General features: G+C 62.7%; 16 protein-coding genes. 12 read left to right on the top strand and 4 right to left on the bottom strand.

All coding sequences use genetic code 11. From position 1 onward, the window contains the following. Positions 1 to 3: 3 nt before the first annotated feature. A complete protein-coding gene (locus ACYHH6_RS18470; RefSeq protein WP_112561868.1) occupies positions 4 to 669 on the bottom strand; it encodes a hypothetical protein in 666 nt (221 codons plus the stop codon). A gap of 306 nt (positions 670 to 975) precedes the next feature. Next, positions 976 to 1,206 (bottom strand): hypothetical protein, encoded by a 231-nt coding sequence (locus ACYHH6_RS18465; RefSeq protein WP_352587810.1) that lies wholly within the window; start codon positions 1,204 to 1,206, stop codon positions 976 to 978. A gap of 244 nt (positions 1,207 to 1,450) precedes the next feature. Here ACYHH6_RS18465 and ACYHH6_RS18460 point away from each other — a divergent pair, with 244 nt between their 5' ends. Then, positions 1,451 to 2,491 (top strand): aminopeptidase, encoded by a 1,041-nt coding sequence (locus ACYHH6_RS18460; protein WP_352587888.1) that lies wholly within the window; start codon positions 1,451 to 1,453, stop codon positions 2,489 to 2,491. Between the two features lie 36 nt (positions 2,492 to 2,527). On the opposite strand, the gene ACYHH6_RS18455 is transcribed toward ACYHH6_RS18460, so the two are convergent. After that, positions 2,528 to 3,733, bottom strand: a complete 1,206-nt coding sequence (locus tag ACYHH6_RS18455) for an ROK family transcriptional regulator (RefSeq protein WP_352587807.1) — start codon at positions 3,731 to 3,733, stop codon at positions 2,528 to 2,530. Between the two features lie 145 nt (positions 3,734 to 3,878). Between ACYHH6_RS18455 and ACYHH6_RS18450 the strand changes: the two genes are divergently transcribed. The 8 genes from ACYHH6_RS18450 (at position 3,879) to ACYHH6_RS18415 (ending at position 12,199) form a co-directional block, all read left to right on the top strand. Further along, positions 3,879 to 5,147, top strand: a complete 1,269-nt coding sequence (locus tag ACYHH6_RS18450) for an ABC transporter substrate-binding protein (protein WP_352587805.1) — start codon at positions 3,879 to 3,881, stop codon at positions 5,145 to 5,147. An 83-nt stretch (positions 5,148 to 5,230) separates the two neighbouring features. Beyond that, the gene (locus ACYHH6_RS18445; RefSeq protein ID WP_352587802.1) at positions 5,231 to 6,166 is read left to right on the top strand and encodes a carbohydrate ABC transporter permease; all 936 of its coding nucleotides are present in this window, start codon (positions 5,231 to 5,233) and stop codon (positions 6,164 to 6,166) included. Beyond that, positions 6,159 to 7,064 (top strand): carbohydrate ABC transporter permease, encoded by a 906-nt coding sequence (locus ACYHH6_RS18440; protein WP_352587801.1) that lies wholly within the window; start codon positions 6,159 to 6,161, stop codon positions 7,062 to 7,064. The genes ACYHH6_RS18445 and ACYHH6_RS18440 overlap by 8 nt, the downstream gene beginning before the upstream one ends. 82 nt (positions 7,065 to 7,146) lie before the next feature. Continuing rightward, positions 7,147 to 8,253, top strand: a complete 1,107-nt coding sequence (locus ACYHH6_RS18435) for an ABC transporter ATP-binding protein (protein ID WP_352587798.1) — start codon at positions 7,147 to 7,149, stop codon at positions 8,251 to 8,253. A gap of 23 nt (positions 8,254 to 8,276) precedes the next feature. Then, positions 8,277 to 9,044: an SDR family NAD(P)-dependent oxidoreductase gene (locus tag ACYHH6_RS18430; protein WP_352587795.1), complete on the top strand. Its 768-nt coding sequence runs from the start codon at positions 8,277 to 8,279 to the stop codon at positions 9,042 to 9,044. Further along, entirely contained in the window at positions 9,041 to 10,057 is a 1,017-nt protein-coding gene (locus tag ACYHH6_RS18425; protein ID WP_352587792.1) for a sugar phosphate isomerase/epimerase family protein, read from the top strand. The genes ACYHH6_RS18430 and ACYHH6_RS18425 overlap by 4 nt, the downstream gene beginning before the upstream one ends. After that, a complete protein-coding gene (locus ACYHH6_RS18420; RefSeq protein WP_352587789.1) occupies positions 10,057 to 10,869 on the top strand; it encodes an SDR family NAD(P)-dependent oxidoreductase in 813 nt (270 codons plus the stop codon). Before ACYHH6_RS18425 ends, ACYHH6_RS18420 begins: the two co-directional genes overlap by 1 nt. A 487-nt stretch (positions 10,870 to 11,356) precedes the next feature. After that, the gene (locus tag ACYHH6_RS18415; RefSeq protein ID WP_352587786.1) at positions 11,357 to 12,199 is read left to right on the top strand and encodes an SLC5/6 family protein; all 843 of its coding nucleotides are present in this window, start codon (positions 11,357 to 11,359) and stop codon (positions 12,197 to 12,199) included. An 84-nt stretch (positions 12,200 to 12,283) separates the two neighbouring features. Here the strand turns inward: ACYHH6_RS18415 and ACYHH6_RS18410 are convergent, their stop codons facing one another. Next, positions 12,284 to 13,189 (bottom strand): LysR substrate-binding domain-containing protein, encoded by a 906-nt coding sequence (locus tag ACYHH6_RS18410; RefSeq protein WP_352587783.1) that lies wholly within the window; start codon positions 13,187 to 13,189, stop codon positions 12,284 to 12,286. 138 nt (positions 13,190 to 13,327) lie between these two features. On the opposite strand from ACYHH6_RS18410, the gene ACYHH6_RS18405 reads away from it, so the two are divergent. The 3 genes from ACYHH6_RS18405 to ACYHH6_RS18395 all read left to right on the top strand — a co-directional run bounded on the left by ACYHH6_RS18405 (position 13,328) and on the right by ACYHH6_RS18395 (position 16,372). Continuing rightward, positions 13,328 to 14,692, top strand: a complete 1,365-nt coding sequence (locus ACYHH6_RS18405) for an FAD-binding oxidoreductase (protein WP_352587780.1) — start codon at positions 13,328 to 13,330, stop codon at positions 14,690 to 14,692. Between the two features lie 23 nt (positions 14,693 to 14,715). After that, a complete protein-coding gene (locus ACYHH6_RS18400; protein ID WP_352587777.1) occupies positions 14,716 to 15,891 on the top strand; it encodes an MFS transporter in 1,176 nt (391 codons plus the stop codon). A gap of 97 nt (positions 15,892 to 15,988) precedes the next feature. Beyond that, a complete protein-coding gene (locus tag ACYHH6_RS18395; RefSeq protein ID WP_352587774.1) occupies positions 15,989 to 16,372 on the top strand; it encodes a hypothetical protein in 384 nt (127 codons plus the stop codon). The last annotated feature ends 40 nt before the right edge of the window (positions 16,373 to 16,412 follow it).

Raw genomic sequence — 16,412 nt, 5'->3', positions numbered from 1 at the left:
CCATCAACTCACTTTCCAGCTACGGTCCGAGTTGCTCTTGCTCCCGACAGGATCCTGATTCAGACATTTTGCAACCTCGACAAACAGGCCGGCCAAAAGATTTCGGTCGGTCTTGACGTTGCTGAGATCGGCAAACATCTTCTCGATCAGCATCTGAACGCCTTCATTCTTCTGCTTGATTTCCTCACGCAGCAAATGATCGTTTCGATTGATCCGGTCCGAAACGTCGCGCTCAAGTGCGCTCAATTGATCCGACAAAGTGCGCACCTGCTTTTCAAGGGCCTGATTTTGCTCGCGAAGATTCCGATCGATCTCCTTGTCGGCATCGGCTCGTGAGTCTTTTTCGCTCCGCAATTGCCCCGCAAGCGAATCTATCTGCTTCTTTGCATTCGACTCGTACATTTCGAGATTGCGCTTGGCCTCGGATTCGACATCCTTGAAGCGCTGCAAGACTCGTTCTTCAAGCTTGGAAAAGCGGCGGTCATAGTCCTGCATCTGGTTGCCGAACAGCAGATCGCGTATCTTGTCGACACCTACAGCGTCGCCGGGGGCCCCGTTCTCGCGAGCCTGGACTCCCAGGAAGTTCAGCCCGTTTCCTTCTGCGTTACCTATCAGATTTGCGTCCGCCTTCTTTTCCGAAGAAACGGTATTCGTAGATTCCTTTGCCATGCTTTTGCCCTTCCATTTGAGCACCTGCCAAGGTGCAAAACCCCATAAAAAACAGAGCATGTCAGCAAAATACCCGGCTCGCAAGTCGGTATCTCTTGACTTAAGTTGATTCGTGAGGCAGCCGATTGCCGCGCGCCGATTCAGCAATGGACGTTTGGGGCCAGGCCATTTCAAATGGCGGCGGCGGCAACTGCAATATTGCGCTCAATATTATTCGATAAGGAGCGCTTCACCAATTACAAGGCAATACTGCGGGCGTTTCCGGTCTGAACTATGGTCGGCAGCTAGTCGACGCGCGCGACTCTGCTAGTCCGAAAAACTTACGCTCACGCCGCGCTGCCGAAAATAAGCCTGCATCAACTTGCGGCCCTGGCGGTTGTTCTGCGCCAATTTGGTTGGATCGAACACCGCCTGTTTTATTCCTTCTCGAGCCAGCGCAGCCTTGAGCGTCGCGATATGGGCGTCGATGTCGGCATTGTCCGCCCGAAGCGAGGCATAGATGCTCTCGGTCGCCTGGGCCACGCTGGGTTCGCTCACAGCTGTCGTCCTTTGGTTGGTTGAGCGCGGCTTAACACAGATTCGCGGCTCCGCCGATACCGGTGGACTTGCGTCCATCGAAGGCGAATGGCCGCATTGCCAACCCAACCAAAGTCGAAAGTCCGACCCGCTGCCCCTGTAGAGCTTGACGAAAATCGGTGCGCCTGTTTCAGAGCGGAGGATCGAGACATCGCTGCATGGGGCGACGAGCAAGGGTGGGCAAACTGTGAAGCGCGTTCTTCGGATGCTTGCCGCGGCGATCATGGCGTCCGGGGTGACCGGCTGCACAAGCATTTCCTATTACGCGCAGTCGCTGGAGGGCCATGTACAGATCATGGCCGCGCGCAGGAATGTCGGGAAACTCATTCATGATCCTTCGACGCCTGTCGCCTTGCGCGCCAAGCTGACGTCGGCGCGCGCCATAAGACGGTTTGCGACAGATGAGCTGGCGCTGCCCGACAACAGCAGCTACCGCAGCTATGTCGACATCCACCGGGATGCGGTGACCTGGGCGGTTTTTGCCGCGCCGCAATTCTCGCTCGCGCCACAAACATGGTGCTTTCCGGTTTTCGGCTGCGTTCCATACCGGGGTTACTTCTCCCGGAAATCGGCGACCGAGAGCGCTGTCGAGCTTCATGGACAGGGGCTGGACGTCTATGTCACGGGCGTCACCGCCTATTCCACGCTGGGCTGGTCCAGTGACCCGCTGCTGAGCACCATGCTGCGTCAGGACGACACCTATCTGGCAAGCCTTGTTTTTCATGAACTGGCGCATCAGCGCCTCTATGTGGATGGCGATTCCGCATTCAACGAGGCTTTCGCCGTTGCCGTCGAAACCACCGGCGTCAGGAAGTGGCTCCGCGCCGCCGGCGATCGGGCCGGATTGCGCCGCTACGAAGCCGATCGCAAGCGCAGCGCCGATTTTCTCGCACTGGTGTCGAAAACGCGCGACGAGTTAAGGCAGGTCTATGCAAGTCCCCGCACGCCGGAGCAGATGGCGGCAGCCAAAACAGCCACGATCGACAGGCTGCGGATGCGCTACCGGCAGATGCGCGACAAAGACTGGGCCGGATACCGGGGATACGACGCCTGGTTCGCTGCCCCGATCAACAACGCAAAGCTCGCCGCGACGTCTGTCTACGGTGAACAGGTTCCGGCCTTTCTTCGCTTGTTCGACTTGTGTTCGGGCGATTATCCAAGGTTTTACGCCGCTGTTCGACGGATCGCGGATTTGCCCAAATCGTCCCGTGCCGAAGCGCTCAAGGCTGCGGATAGGTGCAATTGATTTGAACGAGCACGCGACCCTGGCCTGAGGCTGCGATCAACCGAGCGACAGTTCCTTCGTCTGGTGTCGCAGCACGAGGCCGACCGCGCCCAGCAGTGAATCGTTTTCGGTGTGCTTGCCAACGATGATGCGCGTGCGCAGGGCCGGGGCGATATCGCGGGACTTGATGAGCGTGTGGCGTTCATAGGAGGCGATAAGCGGCGTCAACAGAATGTCGCCCGCTAAAGCCATGTGGCCGCCGATGATGATAAGCGGCGGATTGAGCACCGAGCCGATCAGGCCGAGACCCCGGCCGGCGATCTCGGCGGTATCCTCGATCATCCGCAACGCCCTGACGTCGCCCTCTTCGGCCATGGTGATGACATCGTCCATTGTGACTTGCCGCCCCACGACACGCGAAATCTGTTCCAGCGGCCGCGCAAAACTCGCATAGAGCTCCAGGCATCCGCGATTGCCGCACCGGCAAAGATCGCCGCCGGGATCGATGCTGATGTGCCCGAATTCGCCGGCGCCGCCGGCGATGCCCGTCACCAGCCGGCCATGCTGTACAATTGCGCCGCCGACACCCAGATCGATCTTGAACAGCACGAAATCGTCCTGGCCGACGGCCGCGCCCCACATCAGCTCCGCAATGGCCGAGCAGTTGCTCTCATTGTCGGCGAAGATCGGCTGTTCCAGGACGGGTCCGAACACATCCCGTATGTTGACGCCGGCCCATGTTGGAACCATGCTCGCGCGCAGCACCACTCCATCGCGGCTGACAGGGCCGGAGACGGAAACCCCAACCCCCAGGAGCCCAGCCACTGGCAGACCGTTTTCCTTGTAAGATTGGGCAATTGCCGATTTGACCATCTGGGCCGCCTGTTGCGGCTGGTAGTCGAGATCCATTGCTATAGTTTGTTCGGCAATGACGGAATGCGAGACATCAGCGACGATGAGCCGTATCTGCTGAAGAGCCAGGTGAATTCCGACGCAGGTGCCTGCTGTCGGATTGAGCGTAACGGCCGCGGCTGGCCTGCCGATACCTCTGATGCCAGCGCTGCTGGTCGGAGCTTCGATCACCATCCCCGACTTTCTCAAGCCGTTGAGCGCGGTTGAGACCGTTGAGCGCGCCAGACCGGTGACGCGTGCGATCTGCGACGCCGAGAGTACGCCGCGCTCGCTCAGGCAGCGCACGATCATGCTCTCCGGCGACGCGGACGGTCGGTCGATCAGCCAGGTTCTAAGCGAAGGTTTTGTCATGGATCAACATAAACATCGTTGACTGATAGCTCCAATATGTCATCTTGGAAAGAACTCGAGATTAACGCATCTCGCCGGCAGCGGCCTCAAGCCGCGGCCATAAGCGGTCGATACGAACCGTGCAACCATATGTGGGAGTGAAACCATGAAATCCGTTATGACCGCCTTCGCGGTCGCTGCAGCTGCGTGCACCTTTGTCGCCGGGGCAGCCTTCGCCGAGCCCAAGACGAACCTTTTGCACCAATGGGCGACCGGATCGGACGCGCAGGCGATCGCCAAGCTCGGCGAGATGTTCACCGCCAAGGGCGGTAAATGGGAACAGACCTCGATCGCCGGTCATACGGCCAATACGCTGGCCAAGCTGCGTGCCGACGTGATCGCCGGCAATGCCCCGCCTGCCGTGCAGCTCAAAGGCCCGGAAATCGCCGAGTGGAACGAGACCGGCATGACCGCCGATCTCGACGAGCTGGCGGCCTCTGAAGGATGGGAGAAAGTGGTCGCGCCGGAATTGCTGCCGGTGATGAAGCCGACCGGCAAATGGGTCGCCGCTCCCATGAACATCCACCGCATCAACTGGCTCTGGGCCTCGCCCAAGGTCATGCAGGCCGCGGGCGTGGCGGAAATGCCCAAGACCTGGGCCGAGTTCAATGCGGCCTGTGACAAGATCGTCGCCTCAGGCAAGATCTGCATCTCGCATTCGACCGCCGACTGGACGGATTCGACGGTGTTCGAGGTCGTGCTCTACGGCCAGGATATCGATCTCTATCGCAAGGCCTTCGTCGAAGGCGATGTCGAAGCCATGCGCAGCCCGGGGATGGTCAAGGCCTTCGAGCAGATGCGCCTGATGACGAGCAAGTACATGGATCCGGGCATGGTCGGCCGCGACTGGGATTCGATGTCGGCGCTCGTCGGCAAGGGCGACGCGGCGTTCCACATCATGGGCGACTGGACCATCGGCCTTTTGACCGCGGCCGGCTTCAAGGAAGGCACCGACTATGTCTGCGCCCAGGCGCCGACCGACTGGGGCAAACCCGGCTTCATCCTCAACTCGGACTCGGTGGTGTTCTTCAAGCAGAAGGACCAGGATTACATCGACGGCCAGAAGCTGCTTGCCAGCCTGATCCTGTCGCCCGACTTCCAGACGGTCTTCAACCAGGCCAAGGGCTCGATCCCCGCACGCCTGGATATCGATCTGTCGAAGGGCTTCAATCCGTGCCAGCAGCTGTCGCAGAAGGATCTGCAGGCGTCGATCAAGGACGGCACGCTAGTGCGCTCGATGGCCCACAACATGACCATCCCGCAGAAGATGCGCGGCGCGATCATGGACTCCATCACCGAGTTCGTGGCGACGCCCGACATGTCAGCCGAGGACGGCGCCAATGCGATGGCCGACGCGGCCGAAGCACAGAAATAGACGGGAAACGGCCGGGCGCAATGTCTATCCGCACCCGGCCATCCGCCATCCCAGTCCCGCGCCCTGCCAGTCCCATACTCTGAATGTCAAATCACGACCTGATCCTGTCGGTCCCTGCGCCCGCCCGCCCCTGGCGGGAGCGGCTGGGCTCCGCGATGCCCTTGCTGGTGCTTGGCCCCTCGCTGGTGGCGAGCTTCGTCTACGTCTTCGTCTTCACCGGCTGGACGCTCTACATCTCGCTCTCGAACTCCTCGCTGCTGCCGACCTACGGCTTCGTCGGCCTGGACAATTACGCGTCGCTGTGGGCGAACCGGCGCTGGAACATCGCCTACAACAACCTGTTCTTGTTCAGCGGTTTCTACATTGTCGGCTCTATGGCCGTGGGATTGCTGCTGGCGATCCTGATCGACCAGCGTGTGCGCGGCGAAGCGGCTTGGCGCACGATCTTCCTCTATCCGCTGGCCGTCTCCTTCATCGTCACCGGCACGGTCTGGAGCTGGCTCTACAACCCGGTCGATGGCATCCAGGCGATGGTGCGTGGTTTCGGCTGGACGAGCTTCAGTTTCGCACTCGCCAGCGACCGGCACTATGCGATCTACGCGGTGATCATCACCGGCGTCTGGCAAGCCTCGGGCTTTGCCATGGCGCTCTTCCTGGCCGGTCTGCGCTCGGTGGATCAGGATCTCGTCAAGGCGGCGCAGATCGACGGCGCATCGACCTTCCGCATCTATCGCAAAGTGCTTCTGCCGACGATTGCGCCGATCTTCCTGGCGGTCGCCGTCATCCAGATCCAGTTCGCCATCAAGACCTTCGACCTGGTGGCGGCCCTCACCAAAGGCGGCCCGGGAATCTCGACCACCTTCCCCGCCATCTACGTCTATGACCTGATGTTCCAACGCGGCCAGATCGGCGAAGGCGCGGCCGCCGCCATCATGATGCTTGCCGCTGTTGCCGTGGTGCTGGTGCCCTATTCGTTCTGGGTGGTCTGGCGCCGGCGCAAGGAAGCCGGCCATGGCTGACGTCTCACTGGACCAGTCGCTCGATCATCGCGCCGCCACGGTTGCGGCGCGGAGGCATTTCCTCACCCGCCTCGTCGTCTATGGGCTGCTGGTTATCTTCGCGGCGATCTACCTGATCCCGTTGCTGGTCGTGGTGCTGAATTCATTTCGCGATCAGCAAGAGATCGCGCGCAACGGGCTGATCTCGCTGCCACGCAGCTTCCGCCTCGACGCCTGGGGCCAGGCCTGGAGCACCTATTGCATCGGCGGCACCTGCGAGGGCATGCAGCGCAACTTCTACAACTCTCTGAAAATGACGATCCCGGCGACGATCATCTCGACAGCGGTCGGCGCGATGAACGGCTACATCCTGTCGAAATGGCGTTTCAGGGGTTCGGAAGCGCTGTTCACCTGCATGCTGCTCGGCGTCTTCATTCCGGGCCAGATTTCACTGATGCCGTGGGCGTTCATCCTCGGCAATCTGGGGCTCAGCAATTCGGTCTACGGGCTCGTCCTCATCCACGTCATCCAGGGCATTTCGTTCACCACCCTGTTTTGCCGCAACTACTACGTCAGTATCCCCGACGATCTCATCAAGGCGGCACGCATCGACGGCGCCGGCTTCTGGCGCATCTTCCGCAAGATCATTCTGCCGCTCTCCTCACCGATCCTGATCGTCACGGTGATCTGGCAGTTCACCGGCATCTGGAACGAATATCTGTTCGGTGTCGTCTTCACCTCCGGGCAGCAACAGCCGATCACCGCCGCGCTCGTGGCGCTGACGGCAAGCGGCACCAATGTACGCGCCTACGATGTCATGAGCGCCGCCGTGCTGATCGGCGCGCTGCCGCCGCTGCTGATCTATCTCTTCGGCGGCAAGTATTTCGTCCGCGGTCTGACCCAGGGTGCGATCAAATGAGCCGCAATCAAGTGAGGCGCGATCAAGTGAGCGGAGCCCGTCTCCTATCGCCGATCGTCCCGTCCCGGAAGAAGGCCATCGCATGTCGACATTGACCATCCGATCCCTGCGCAAGAACTTCGGCGCGGTCGAGGTGCTGAAGGGCATCGATCTCGAGGCGCAGAACGGCGAGTTCATCGCGCTGGTCGGACCGTCCGGCTGCGGCAAGTCCACCCTGCTGGCCATGATCGCCGGGCTGGAATCTGTTACCTCCGGCGAGATCCGCATTGACGGAAGGCTGGTCAATTCGGTTGCGCCGAAGGACCGCGACATCGCCATGGTGTTCCAGTCCTACGCGCTTTACCCGACGATGACGGTGCGCGAGAACATCACCTTCGGCATGGAAAGCCGCCGCGTGCCGAAGCCGCAGCAGGACGAGGCCGTCAAGCGAGTTGCCGCCTTCCTGCAGATCGAACCGCTGCTTGGGCGCAAGCCCGGACAGCTCTCAGGCGGCCAGCGCCAGCGCGTCGCGATGGGCCGGGCGCTGGTGCGTGATCCGAAACTGTTCCTGTTCGACGAGCCGCTTTCCAATCTCGACGCCAAGCTGCGCGTCGACATGCGTACCGAAATCAAGAAGCTGCATCACCGCGTCGGCAAGACGACGGTCTACGTCACCCACGATCAGGTCGAGGCGATGACGCTGGCATCGCGCATCGCCGTGATGCATCAGGGCGAGGTCCAGCAATTCGATGAGCCGGCCACGATCTACAACCGTCCGGCCAACATGTTCGTCGCCGGCTTCATGGGGTCGCCGGCCATGAATTTTCTGCCGGCCGAACTGAGCGAAGAAGGCGGCCCCCCCGCTGTTGCCTTGCAGACCGCCGACGGCAAGACGGCCAGCCTGCCGATCGTCCAGGCGCTCCCATCCGATACGCCGCGACAGCTCATACTCGGCATCCGGCCGGAGCACATCTACCGGTTCGATCCCGATCTTGCGCGCCGCAAGCCAGGCATCGCGCAAATCGATGCCGTGGTCGAACTGGTCGAGCCGACGGGTGCCGAGACCATGGCCGTTCTGCGCCTGGGCGGCAAGGAGATCACCGGTCGCTTCGACCCCGACGGCACGCCACGGATGGGCGAGACGGTGACGCTGGGCATCGACATGGCGCGGGCCTGCCTGTTCGACCCGACGACCCAACGCCTGATCTGACCTGACCTGAAATGAGTTCCTCCTTGTCCTTCGCCACCTATCCGAGCTTGGCCGATCGTGTCGTGCTGATCACCGGCGGCGCTTCAGGCATCGGCGCCGACACGGTCCGCGCCTTCGCCGCCAATGGCGCACGCGTCGCGTTTCTCGACCTGCAGCACGAGGCCGGCGAGGCGCTGGCGCGGGAACTCGCCGCCACGGCGCCGCACGCGCCGCTGTTCATGCGCTGCGATGTGACCGACATCCCTGCCCTCCAGGCCTCGATCGGCACGGTGCGCGAGCGCCTAGGACCTGTCGCGGTGCTGGTCAACAACGCCGCCGACGACAATCGCCAAACGGTCACCGACATCACGCAGGCAACCTGGGACCACGCCCAGGACGTGAACCTCAGGCACCAGTTCTTTGCCGCCCAGGCCGTGCATCCGCATATGAAGGAATTGGGCTTTGGTTCGATCGTCAATTTTTCCTCGATCGCCTGGCGTTCCGGCGCGGCACAGATGGCGCCCTATGCGGCGGCCAAGGCCGCGGTGGTCGGCTTGACCTTCGCGCTGGCGCAGGCGTTTGGCCCCGACAACATCCGCGTCAACGCCATCGAGCCGGGCGCCGTCATCACCGACCGGCAACGGCAGCTCTGGTTCAAGACGCAGGCGTCGGTCGACCAGGTCGTGCAGCGCCAGATGATCCGCAGGGTTCTGCTCGGCGACGAGATCGCGCGCACCGTGCTGTTCCTCGCCGCCGACGACAGCCGCATGATCACCAAGCAGTCGATCACCGTGGATGCCGGCCTGCGATGACCCAACCAAAGGATCGCTTCATGCTCGAGGTCGGCCTGAACCCCTACGGCCTGACCTATCATCTCGGCCTCCAGGGTCGCGGCACGCCACGCGCCAATCCCAGGCCCGCCGGGCTCGAAGGGTTCATCGCGCTGGCGAGCGAACTCGGCGCGCGAGTGCTGGAGATCTGGGTGCCATGGCTGAGCGAGCTTTCCGACGACGCGGTGATCGCGCTGCGCGAACGGCTCGCCAGCCTTGGCATCACGCCGATCGTCAGCGGGGGCCTGCTGGTGGGCGAACCGCTCGACGACGCGTTTCGGGCCGCACGCCTGCTCAGGGCCAAGATCATCCGAACGGCGCTGACGCCGGTTCTATGCGGCGACCGCAACGCCGCCGGCGAGAAATGGAGCGAGTTCGCCGGCATCATTCGAGACAGGTTGCAGGAATGGGGGTCCCGCGCGAATGCCGAAGGCTATGTCCTCGCGATCGAGAACCACCAGGATTTCACCAGTAGGGAAATCGTCGATTTCTGCGCCCTTGGCGGCGAAGGCGTCGGCGTCACCTTCGACACCGGCAACACCTTCCCGGTCGGCGAAGCGCCGCTCGATTTCACGCGGCGGATCGCCCCTTATGTCCGCCATGTCCACCTCAAGGATTACCGCGTTCAGTTCACGACCGAAGGCTACCGGCTGATCCGCTGCGCCATCGGCGATGGGGCGGTTCCGTTTGCCGAGTTGTTTGCCATTCTCGGCCAGCACCACGATCGCATGACCGCCGTTCTGGAACCCGGCGCGTTGGAGGCGCGGCACGTCCGCTTCCTCAGCGACGACTGGTGGCACGGCTACCCGCCGAAGACGGCGCGCGAATTTGCCGCCTGCCTGGCGGCAGCGCAGCGCAACCGGCTGCCCGACGATGCCGACTACCGCACCCCCTGGGAGCGCGAAGACGACGTTTCACTGGTTTCCTATGAGCTCGACATGATCCGGCGCAGCGCCGCCAACATGCGCAACCTTGGTTTGATGGAGAAGATCTGATGACGGCACGTGAACTCGATGGATTGACCGCCTTCGTGACCGGCTCCGGCCGAGGTCTGGGCCGCGTGATGGCCGAGCGGCTGGCGGAACTCGGCGCTAATGTCGCGATCCACGACATGGACGAGACAGCGCCGGCCAAATATGGCGAGTTCGCCAATCTCGGCGAGGTGGTCGAGCGGCTGAAGCGGCATGGCACGAAGATCACCTCGGTGACCGGCAACATTGGCGACCAGAAGGCGGTGGCCGAGATGAAGCGCAAGATCGAGGCCGATCTCGGCGACGTGCATGTGCTGGTCAATTGCGCCGGCGGCGACATCGGCGCCAAGGGCGGCAAGCCGAACCCCAACAACGCCCTCGACATCGAACTGGCCGACATACGCGTGCTGACCGAGAACAATCTGATCGGCACGATGCTGGTCTGCCAGGCTTTCGTGCCGCCCATGAAGCAGCGCGGCGGCGGCTCGGTCATCAACATCGCCTCGGCGGCGGCGCATCTCGGCTGCTCGCCCGAGGTCGTCTACTCCACCTTGAAGGCCGCGGTCGTGCATTATACCCGCTGCCTCGCCAAGGAACTGATCGACGACGGCGTGCGCATCAATGCGGTCAGCCCCGGCGCCACCAAGACGGCACGCTTCCAGGCGACCCGCACGGTCGATCCGGAGCGCATGGATTCAGCTAAGAAATCGCTGAACCGCTATGCGGAGCCGGAAGAGATCGCCGAGGCGGTGGCCTTCCTCGCCGGCCCCCGCGCGCGCTTCATCAACGGGCAGGTCATCCGCGTCGACGGCGGGTTTACGATCTTTCCGGGGTGAGTGGCGCGGTGCGGCTGCCGCAGGGCAATCGCAATCTGAGCGGCGCCCTGCGAATACCTCACATATGAAACGTCCCGAAGGTTTGCCCGGCACGTACCCCCACCCTTAATCCCTCCCCACAAGGGGGAGGGAGACCTGGTCGGCGCTGATCTCCGCAAATCGCTTGGGTTCGACGCCAAAAGGGCGGGCATGCGGCAGCGTTCCCTCCCACTTGTGGGGAGGGTTAGGGTGGGGGTCCTCTTCACAAAAACCCATATGCGTTTGCCCTGCCGGCTGCCGGGCGACCCATCGAGCGCGTGGAACACTACCATCGCCGCCCCTGCCCCCGTGGCTATGGACGAATCCCCTCATGCGCAATAAGGATTGGGATACGATCTGCCGTGGCGCTTTCGCGCTGAGGCAGGCGACGTTCGTTCAATGACGCTGCGCCGGGCGCCTTTCGATATGACGCCGCCCGGCAAAAGCGTCGATATCGGGGGACCTGGTCATGACTGACGACAACAAGCCGGCCGCAGACGTTACCAAGGATTGGCAAGCATCGCAGGGCCAGAAGGCCGGCGCCACGCGCCTCCGGCTTTTCGCCGCGCTGTCGTGGATCATTGCCATTGGCGGCGAGATCGCCGGCATTGTCTTGCTCTACCGGCACAAGTTCGACCAAGGCAACCTGCCGCTGCTGATCGGCATCCTGGTCGGGATCGCGATTTTTGCCATCGCCGGCAGCCTGCTCTGGAAGGCGGCCAACAGGAAGGACCCGGCCCGCGAATCCGACACATTCAGGTTCTTCGTCCAGAACCAGCTCGGCGCGATCATCACGCTGATTGCCTTCCTGCCGCTGGTTCTCTTGATCCTCAACGACAAGAACATGGATCCGAAGAGCAAGAAAATTGCCGGCGGGGTCGGCGCTGTGCTCGCCGTGCTGGCGACGCTGATCGGGGTCAGCTACCAGCCCCCATCGGTCGAGCAGTACACGCAGGACATGAACCAGTGCGCGGCCCAGATCAAGGCGGGACAGCCGACCACAGCCTGTTCGCCCGAGGTCGCCGCCCAGGCGCAGGCGATCGCCACCGACTCCACCACGGTGGCCGCGGCGACGAAGGACGCGGCCCACCCCAACGGCCAGGATATCGTGTACTGGATCGCGCCGGAAAACGGCGCCACGAAGTCCGACACGGAGCATGTCTTCCACCTGTGCGCTGCCGTCAGCCCGCTGAAGGACAAGACCGTGAACAGCGGCACCGTGACGGAAGCCTACGCCCAGAACGCCATCCGCATCACCAAGCAGATCGAGATGGAACAGAAGCAGTGCGGGTTCACGGCTACGACGCCGTGAATGGGGCTGTGGGCTGGCGCGGCCGGTGGCAGGCCTGAAGGCGGGCGAGAAAACAAGGACCTGCCTTCCGGACGTCCGACAGTCTCACAATACGATCCTCATCCACGCCAGGAAGGACTCCATCACCGCCGATCGCAGACTGTGCTGCATCCACACGACATAGAAGCTGTAGCCCGGCAACGACAACGGATGCGCTTTGACGAGCGAGCCGTTTTCCAGCTCGCGGCCGACCACGACGTCACTCAAGATCGCGATACCTTGCCCGGCGACAACCGCATCGATCGCATGCAGTTCCTCGCGGAAGCTCAAATCCCAGGCTTTGTCCGGGATCAGGTCCGGATCGATCGAGCGGGCCGTCGCCAACCATCGGCGCCAGGTGGGAGCGTCCGGATCTCGGTTCATCCAGTCGAAATGGATCCACGGATAGCGCAGGAGATCGGCGGCGCGCTCGATCGCCCGCCCATCGCTGGCCAGCAATCGCGGACTGCAAATGGGAAAGAAGGAATCGCGGCACAGCTCTTGCCCCGCAAAGCCCACAGGCGGGCGACGTGTGTAGCGGATCGCCAAGTCCGCGGCGCCGGCGCGCAGATCGAGCAACGCGTCCGTCCCGATGATTTCCAGCGGCACGGCCGGATTGGCCTCTCGCCAGTTCGGCAAGCGAGGCACCAGCCATCGGCTGGCGAAAGCGTTCGGGCTTGTCACCCGCAATGGCGCTTGGACATCCGGCTCGGCGACCGCAGCAAGGGAGCCGGCGAGAAGATCGAAGCCATTACGCAGAATAGGAAACAGCCGCGCTCCCGCGCTCGTAAGCACAAGCGGGCGCGGCCGGCGCTGGAACAGCTTGCGACCGCATATCTCTTCCAGAAGGCGGACCTGGTGGCTGATCGCTGTCGGTGTCACACCTAGCTCCGCCGCCGCGACCTTGAAGCTGCCATGCCGGGCCGCGGCCTCGAAGGCGTGCAAGGCGCGAAGCGGCGGACTGTTCTTCATGCCGGCAGTGTAGATGAATTCTGCTCATCCAGTAGCTAAGAATTTCGCTTTTGCAGAAGGTTGCTTTCCTGTGAGACGATCGTCCTGCCGGAACCGAGGGCGATATCGATGGAGCTTCCCCGACAGAGCGATACTCTAATGGGCCGATCCCATTCTTCGGGCACGGCGATCGAACAGCTCCGGCAGCGCTTATGGGGCGAAGTGGTACTGCCGACGGACGCAGGCTACGACCAGGCGCGCAGGGTCTGGAACGGGGCGATCGACAAACGCCCTGCGGCAATCGTCTTTTGCGCCAATCCCGATGACGTCGTGCATGCCGTGACCTATGCCAGGTCGCAAGGCTGCCTCGTGGCCGTTCGCAGCGGCGGCCATAACGTCGCCGGCCTGTCGGTCTGTGACGATGGGATGGTGATCGATCTATCACGCATGAAGAAAATCGGCGTCGATCCCGTGCGCCGCATCGCCAGGGCCGAAGCCGGCCTGACCCTCGGCGAGTTCGACGCAGCCACACAGGCGTACGGCCTCGCAACAACCATGGGCGTGAACGGCGACACCGGTATTGCCGGCCTGACGCTGGGTGGTGGCTTCGGCAAGCTCGGGCGAAAGCACGGACTGAGCTGCGATAATTTGATCGCGGCTGAAATCGTCACCGCCGAGGGACGGCTGTTGCGGACAAGCGCCAGCGAGCATCCCGACCTGTTCTGGGCCTTGCGAGGTGGCGGCGGCAATTTCGGCATCGTGACGGCGTTCGAATACCGGCTGCACCCGCTCGGCCCGGCGCTTCTCGTGGGCTCGGTTCTTCACGATTACAATCAGGCGCGCCAGGCTATGCGGTTTTACGACAAATTCTCCCGCGACGCCCCGGACGAGGTGAGCGTCGATGCCGCGCTCGTAACGCTGCCATCGGGCGACCGAGCCTTCAGCATCTCGGCTTGCTATGTCGGGCCACCCGAAACTGGCGGACCTGTCATTGCGCCGCTGATGAAATTCGGATCCCCCATCGACAGTCGGCTTCAGGCCATTCCTTACCTCCAGATTCAATCGGCGGGCGATGGCCTCTTTCCACGCGGGCGACGCTATTACTGGAAAGCGCAGTTCCTGCGCGAGATCAGCGATGGTGTGATCGCGGCGCTGCTCGACACTTACGCGAGGGCTCCCAATCACTCCTCACTGCTGGTTTTCCAGCAGGTCGGCGGCGCGATCGCTCGCGTGCCGGCATCGCACTCGCCCTATGCCAACCGCGATGCGGCGCTTGACTGCTTCCCGATCGCCATCTGGGACGATCCGGCAGATGACGACACAAATATCCGCTGGGCGCGCGACCTGTGGAATGCGGTCAGACCATTCTCAACCGGCGGCGTCTATGCCAACAATCTCGGTGACGAGGGTGACGAGCGCGTGCGTGATGCCTACGGCGCCAATTATGCGCGCCTCGCCGCCATCAAGAAGCAATACGACCCGACCAATTTCTTCCGACTGAACCAGAATATCAGGCCCGAATAGTTGGCAATATCCGTGGGGGAACCGTGCGCAGTCGCTGGACGATCCTTGCTGTCCTGTTTGTCGCCCGCACCGCAATGGCGTTTCAGTTCCAGAGCGTCGGCGCCGTCGCGCCCCTGGTCAGCGACAGCCTCAGTGCGAGCCTTGCCGACATCGGCGTTCTGATCGGTCTCTATCTTGCGCCGGGAGTGGCGTTGGCCCTGCCCGGCGCGACCATCGGCCGGCGCTATGGCGACAAGGCAACTGTTCTCGCCGGCCTCCTGATGATGCTGGCGGGTGAAATGCTGATGACGACGTCGACATCCTGGAACCTGCAGGTCGGCGGCCGGCTGATCGGTGGCACTGGCGGTGTCCTCCTGAACGTCCTGATGACCAAGATGGTCGCCGACTGGTTTACCGGCCGGGAAATCGCAACCGCCATGGCTATCTACATCAACTCGTGGCCAGCAGGCATCGCCATCGCTCTGGTCCTGCTGCCGGCAATCGGAACGACGTTCGGGATGACCGCCGTGGGCGTTGCCGTTTCGCTGCTCGTCATCGCCAGCATCGGCCTGATGACCTTCGTCTATCGTACGCCGGAGGTGCGGCCCGCCGGCGGAATCGAACGCTCCGGCATTTCGGCAGGGACAACCTATGCCCTCATTGCCGCCGGCCTGATCTGGTGCCTTTACAATGTCGGCTTCGCAATGGTTTTCAGCTTCGGTCCGTCGATGCTCGTTGAGCGTGGCTGGTCCAACTCTGCGGCGGGATCGACGATCAGCATCGTGCTTTGGCTGGCCACCCTTTCGGTCCCCCTGGGTGGCTTCCTGACCGATCGCACCAAGCGCGGCGGCGCGGTTCTCGCCCTGGGCTGTGTCGGCTTTGCACTCCTGATGCTCGTTCTGTCGCGAAGCGGACCAGTGCTGCCCCTCATCATTGCCATGGGGGTCGTATGCGGCCTGCCTGCCGGCGCGACTATGAGCTTGCCCGCGCGGCTGCTCGATCAGAGGACTCGATCGATCGGGATGGGGGTGTTCTACACTGTCTACTATGCCGGCATGCTGGCGGGGCCGGCGATTGGCGGCAAACTTGCTGTTTGGGCCGGCACCGCGACGGGCGCGCTCGATTTCGGCGCTGCTGCACTCCTCCTTTGCCCTTTCCTCCTTTGGACATACCATCGGATCAGCCGCCTCCCACAACCGATGGTGGTTCCATCCAGCTAAGGCGGCTAGAGCAATTCCAGGAAAAGTGTGATCGGTTTTCCGTCCGGAATTGCGCAAAAACAAAGAGATAGAGCGGTTCGCCGTTTCCGTGAAACGGGTGAAACGCTCTAGTCGCGCCGATACCGCTGGTACGCTCGGTGGGCCTATCCATCCCGTCGCCAGCCGTGTGCGGGATTCTTTCGGCATTGCAGCCTATCTTTCGCCTGAAGTCGCCGCCCAGGCGCAGGCGATCGCCACCGACTCCACCACGGCGGCTGAGGCGACGAAGGACACCCCGCCGGTCAGGATGTCGTGTACTGGATCGCGCCGGAGCGCCGCGACGTCCGACACGGAGCATGTTTTCCACCTCTGCGCAGCCGTCAGGCCGCTGAAGGACAAGACCGTCAACAGCGGCTCGGTGACGGAGGCCCAGAACTCCATCCGCATCACCAAGCAGATCGAGATGGAACAGAAGCAGTGCGGGTTCACGACCACACCGTGAATGAGGGGGCGGTGGGGCGCGCCCGGGCGGGTGGCGGGCA

The organism is Mesorhizobium sp. P171375, assembly GCF_057786075.1.
The sequence above is the reverse complement of the archived record's forward strand: the minus strand, read 5'-3'. Positions and strand labels throughout refer to the sequence as shown.

Excerpts from the sequence above, each read along its gene's own strand:
- ACYHH6_RS18470 (WP_112561868.1), bottom strand. The coding sequence starts at position 669 with ATGGCAAAGGAATCTACGAATACCGTTTCTTCGGAAAAGAAGGCGGAC.
- ACYHH6_RS18460 (WP_352587888.1), top strand. The coding sequence starts at position 1,451 with ATGCTTGCCGCGGCGATCATGGCGTCCGGGGTGACCGGCTGCACAAGC.
- ACYHH6_RS18455 (WP_352587807.1), bottom strand. The coding sequence starts at position 3,733 with ATGACAAAACCTTCGCTTAGAACCTGGCTGATCGACCGACCGTCCGCG.
- ACYHH6_RS18450 (WP_352587805.1), top strand. The coding sequence starts at position 3,879 with ATGAAATCCGTTATGACCGCCTTCGCGGTCGCTGCAGCTGCGTGCACC.
- ACYHH6_RS18445 (WP_352587802.1), top strand. The coding sequence starts at position 5,231 with ATGTCAAATCACGACCTGATCCTGTCGGTCCCTGCGCCCGCCCGCCCC.
- ACYHH6_RS18440 (WP_352587801.1), top strand. The coding sequence starts at position 6,159 with ATGGCTGACGTCTCACTGGACCAGTCGCTCGATCATCGCGCCGCCACG.
- ACYHH6_RS18435 (WP_352587798.1), top strand. The coding sequence starts at position 7,147 with ATGTCGACATTGACCATCCGATCCCTGCGCAAGAACTTCGGCGCGGTC.
- ACYHH6_RS18425 (WP_352587792.1), top strand. The coding sequence starts at position 9,041 with ATGACCCAACCAAAGGATCGCTTCATGCTCGAGGTCGGCCTGAACCCC.
- ACYHH6_RS18420 (WP_352587789.1), top strand. The coding sequence starts at position 10,057 with ATGACGGCACGTGAACTCGATGGATTGACCGCCTTCGTGACCGGCTCC.
- ACYHH6_RS18415 (WP_352587786.1), top strand. The coding sequence starts at position 11,357 with ATGACTGACGACAACAAGCCGGCCGCAGACGTTACCAAGGATTGGCAA.
- ACYHH6_RS18410 (WP_352587783.1), bottom strand. The coding sequence starts at position 13,189 with ATGAAGAACAGTCCGCCGCTTCGCGCCTTGCACGCCTTCGAGGCCGCG.
- ACYHH6_RS18405 (WP_352587780.1), top strand. The coding sequence starts at position 13,328 with ATGGGCCGATCCCATTCTTCGGGCACGGCGATCGAACAGCTCCGGCAG.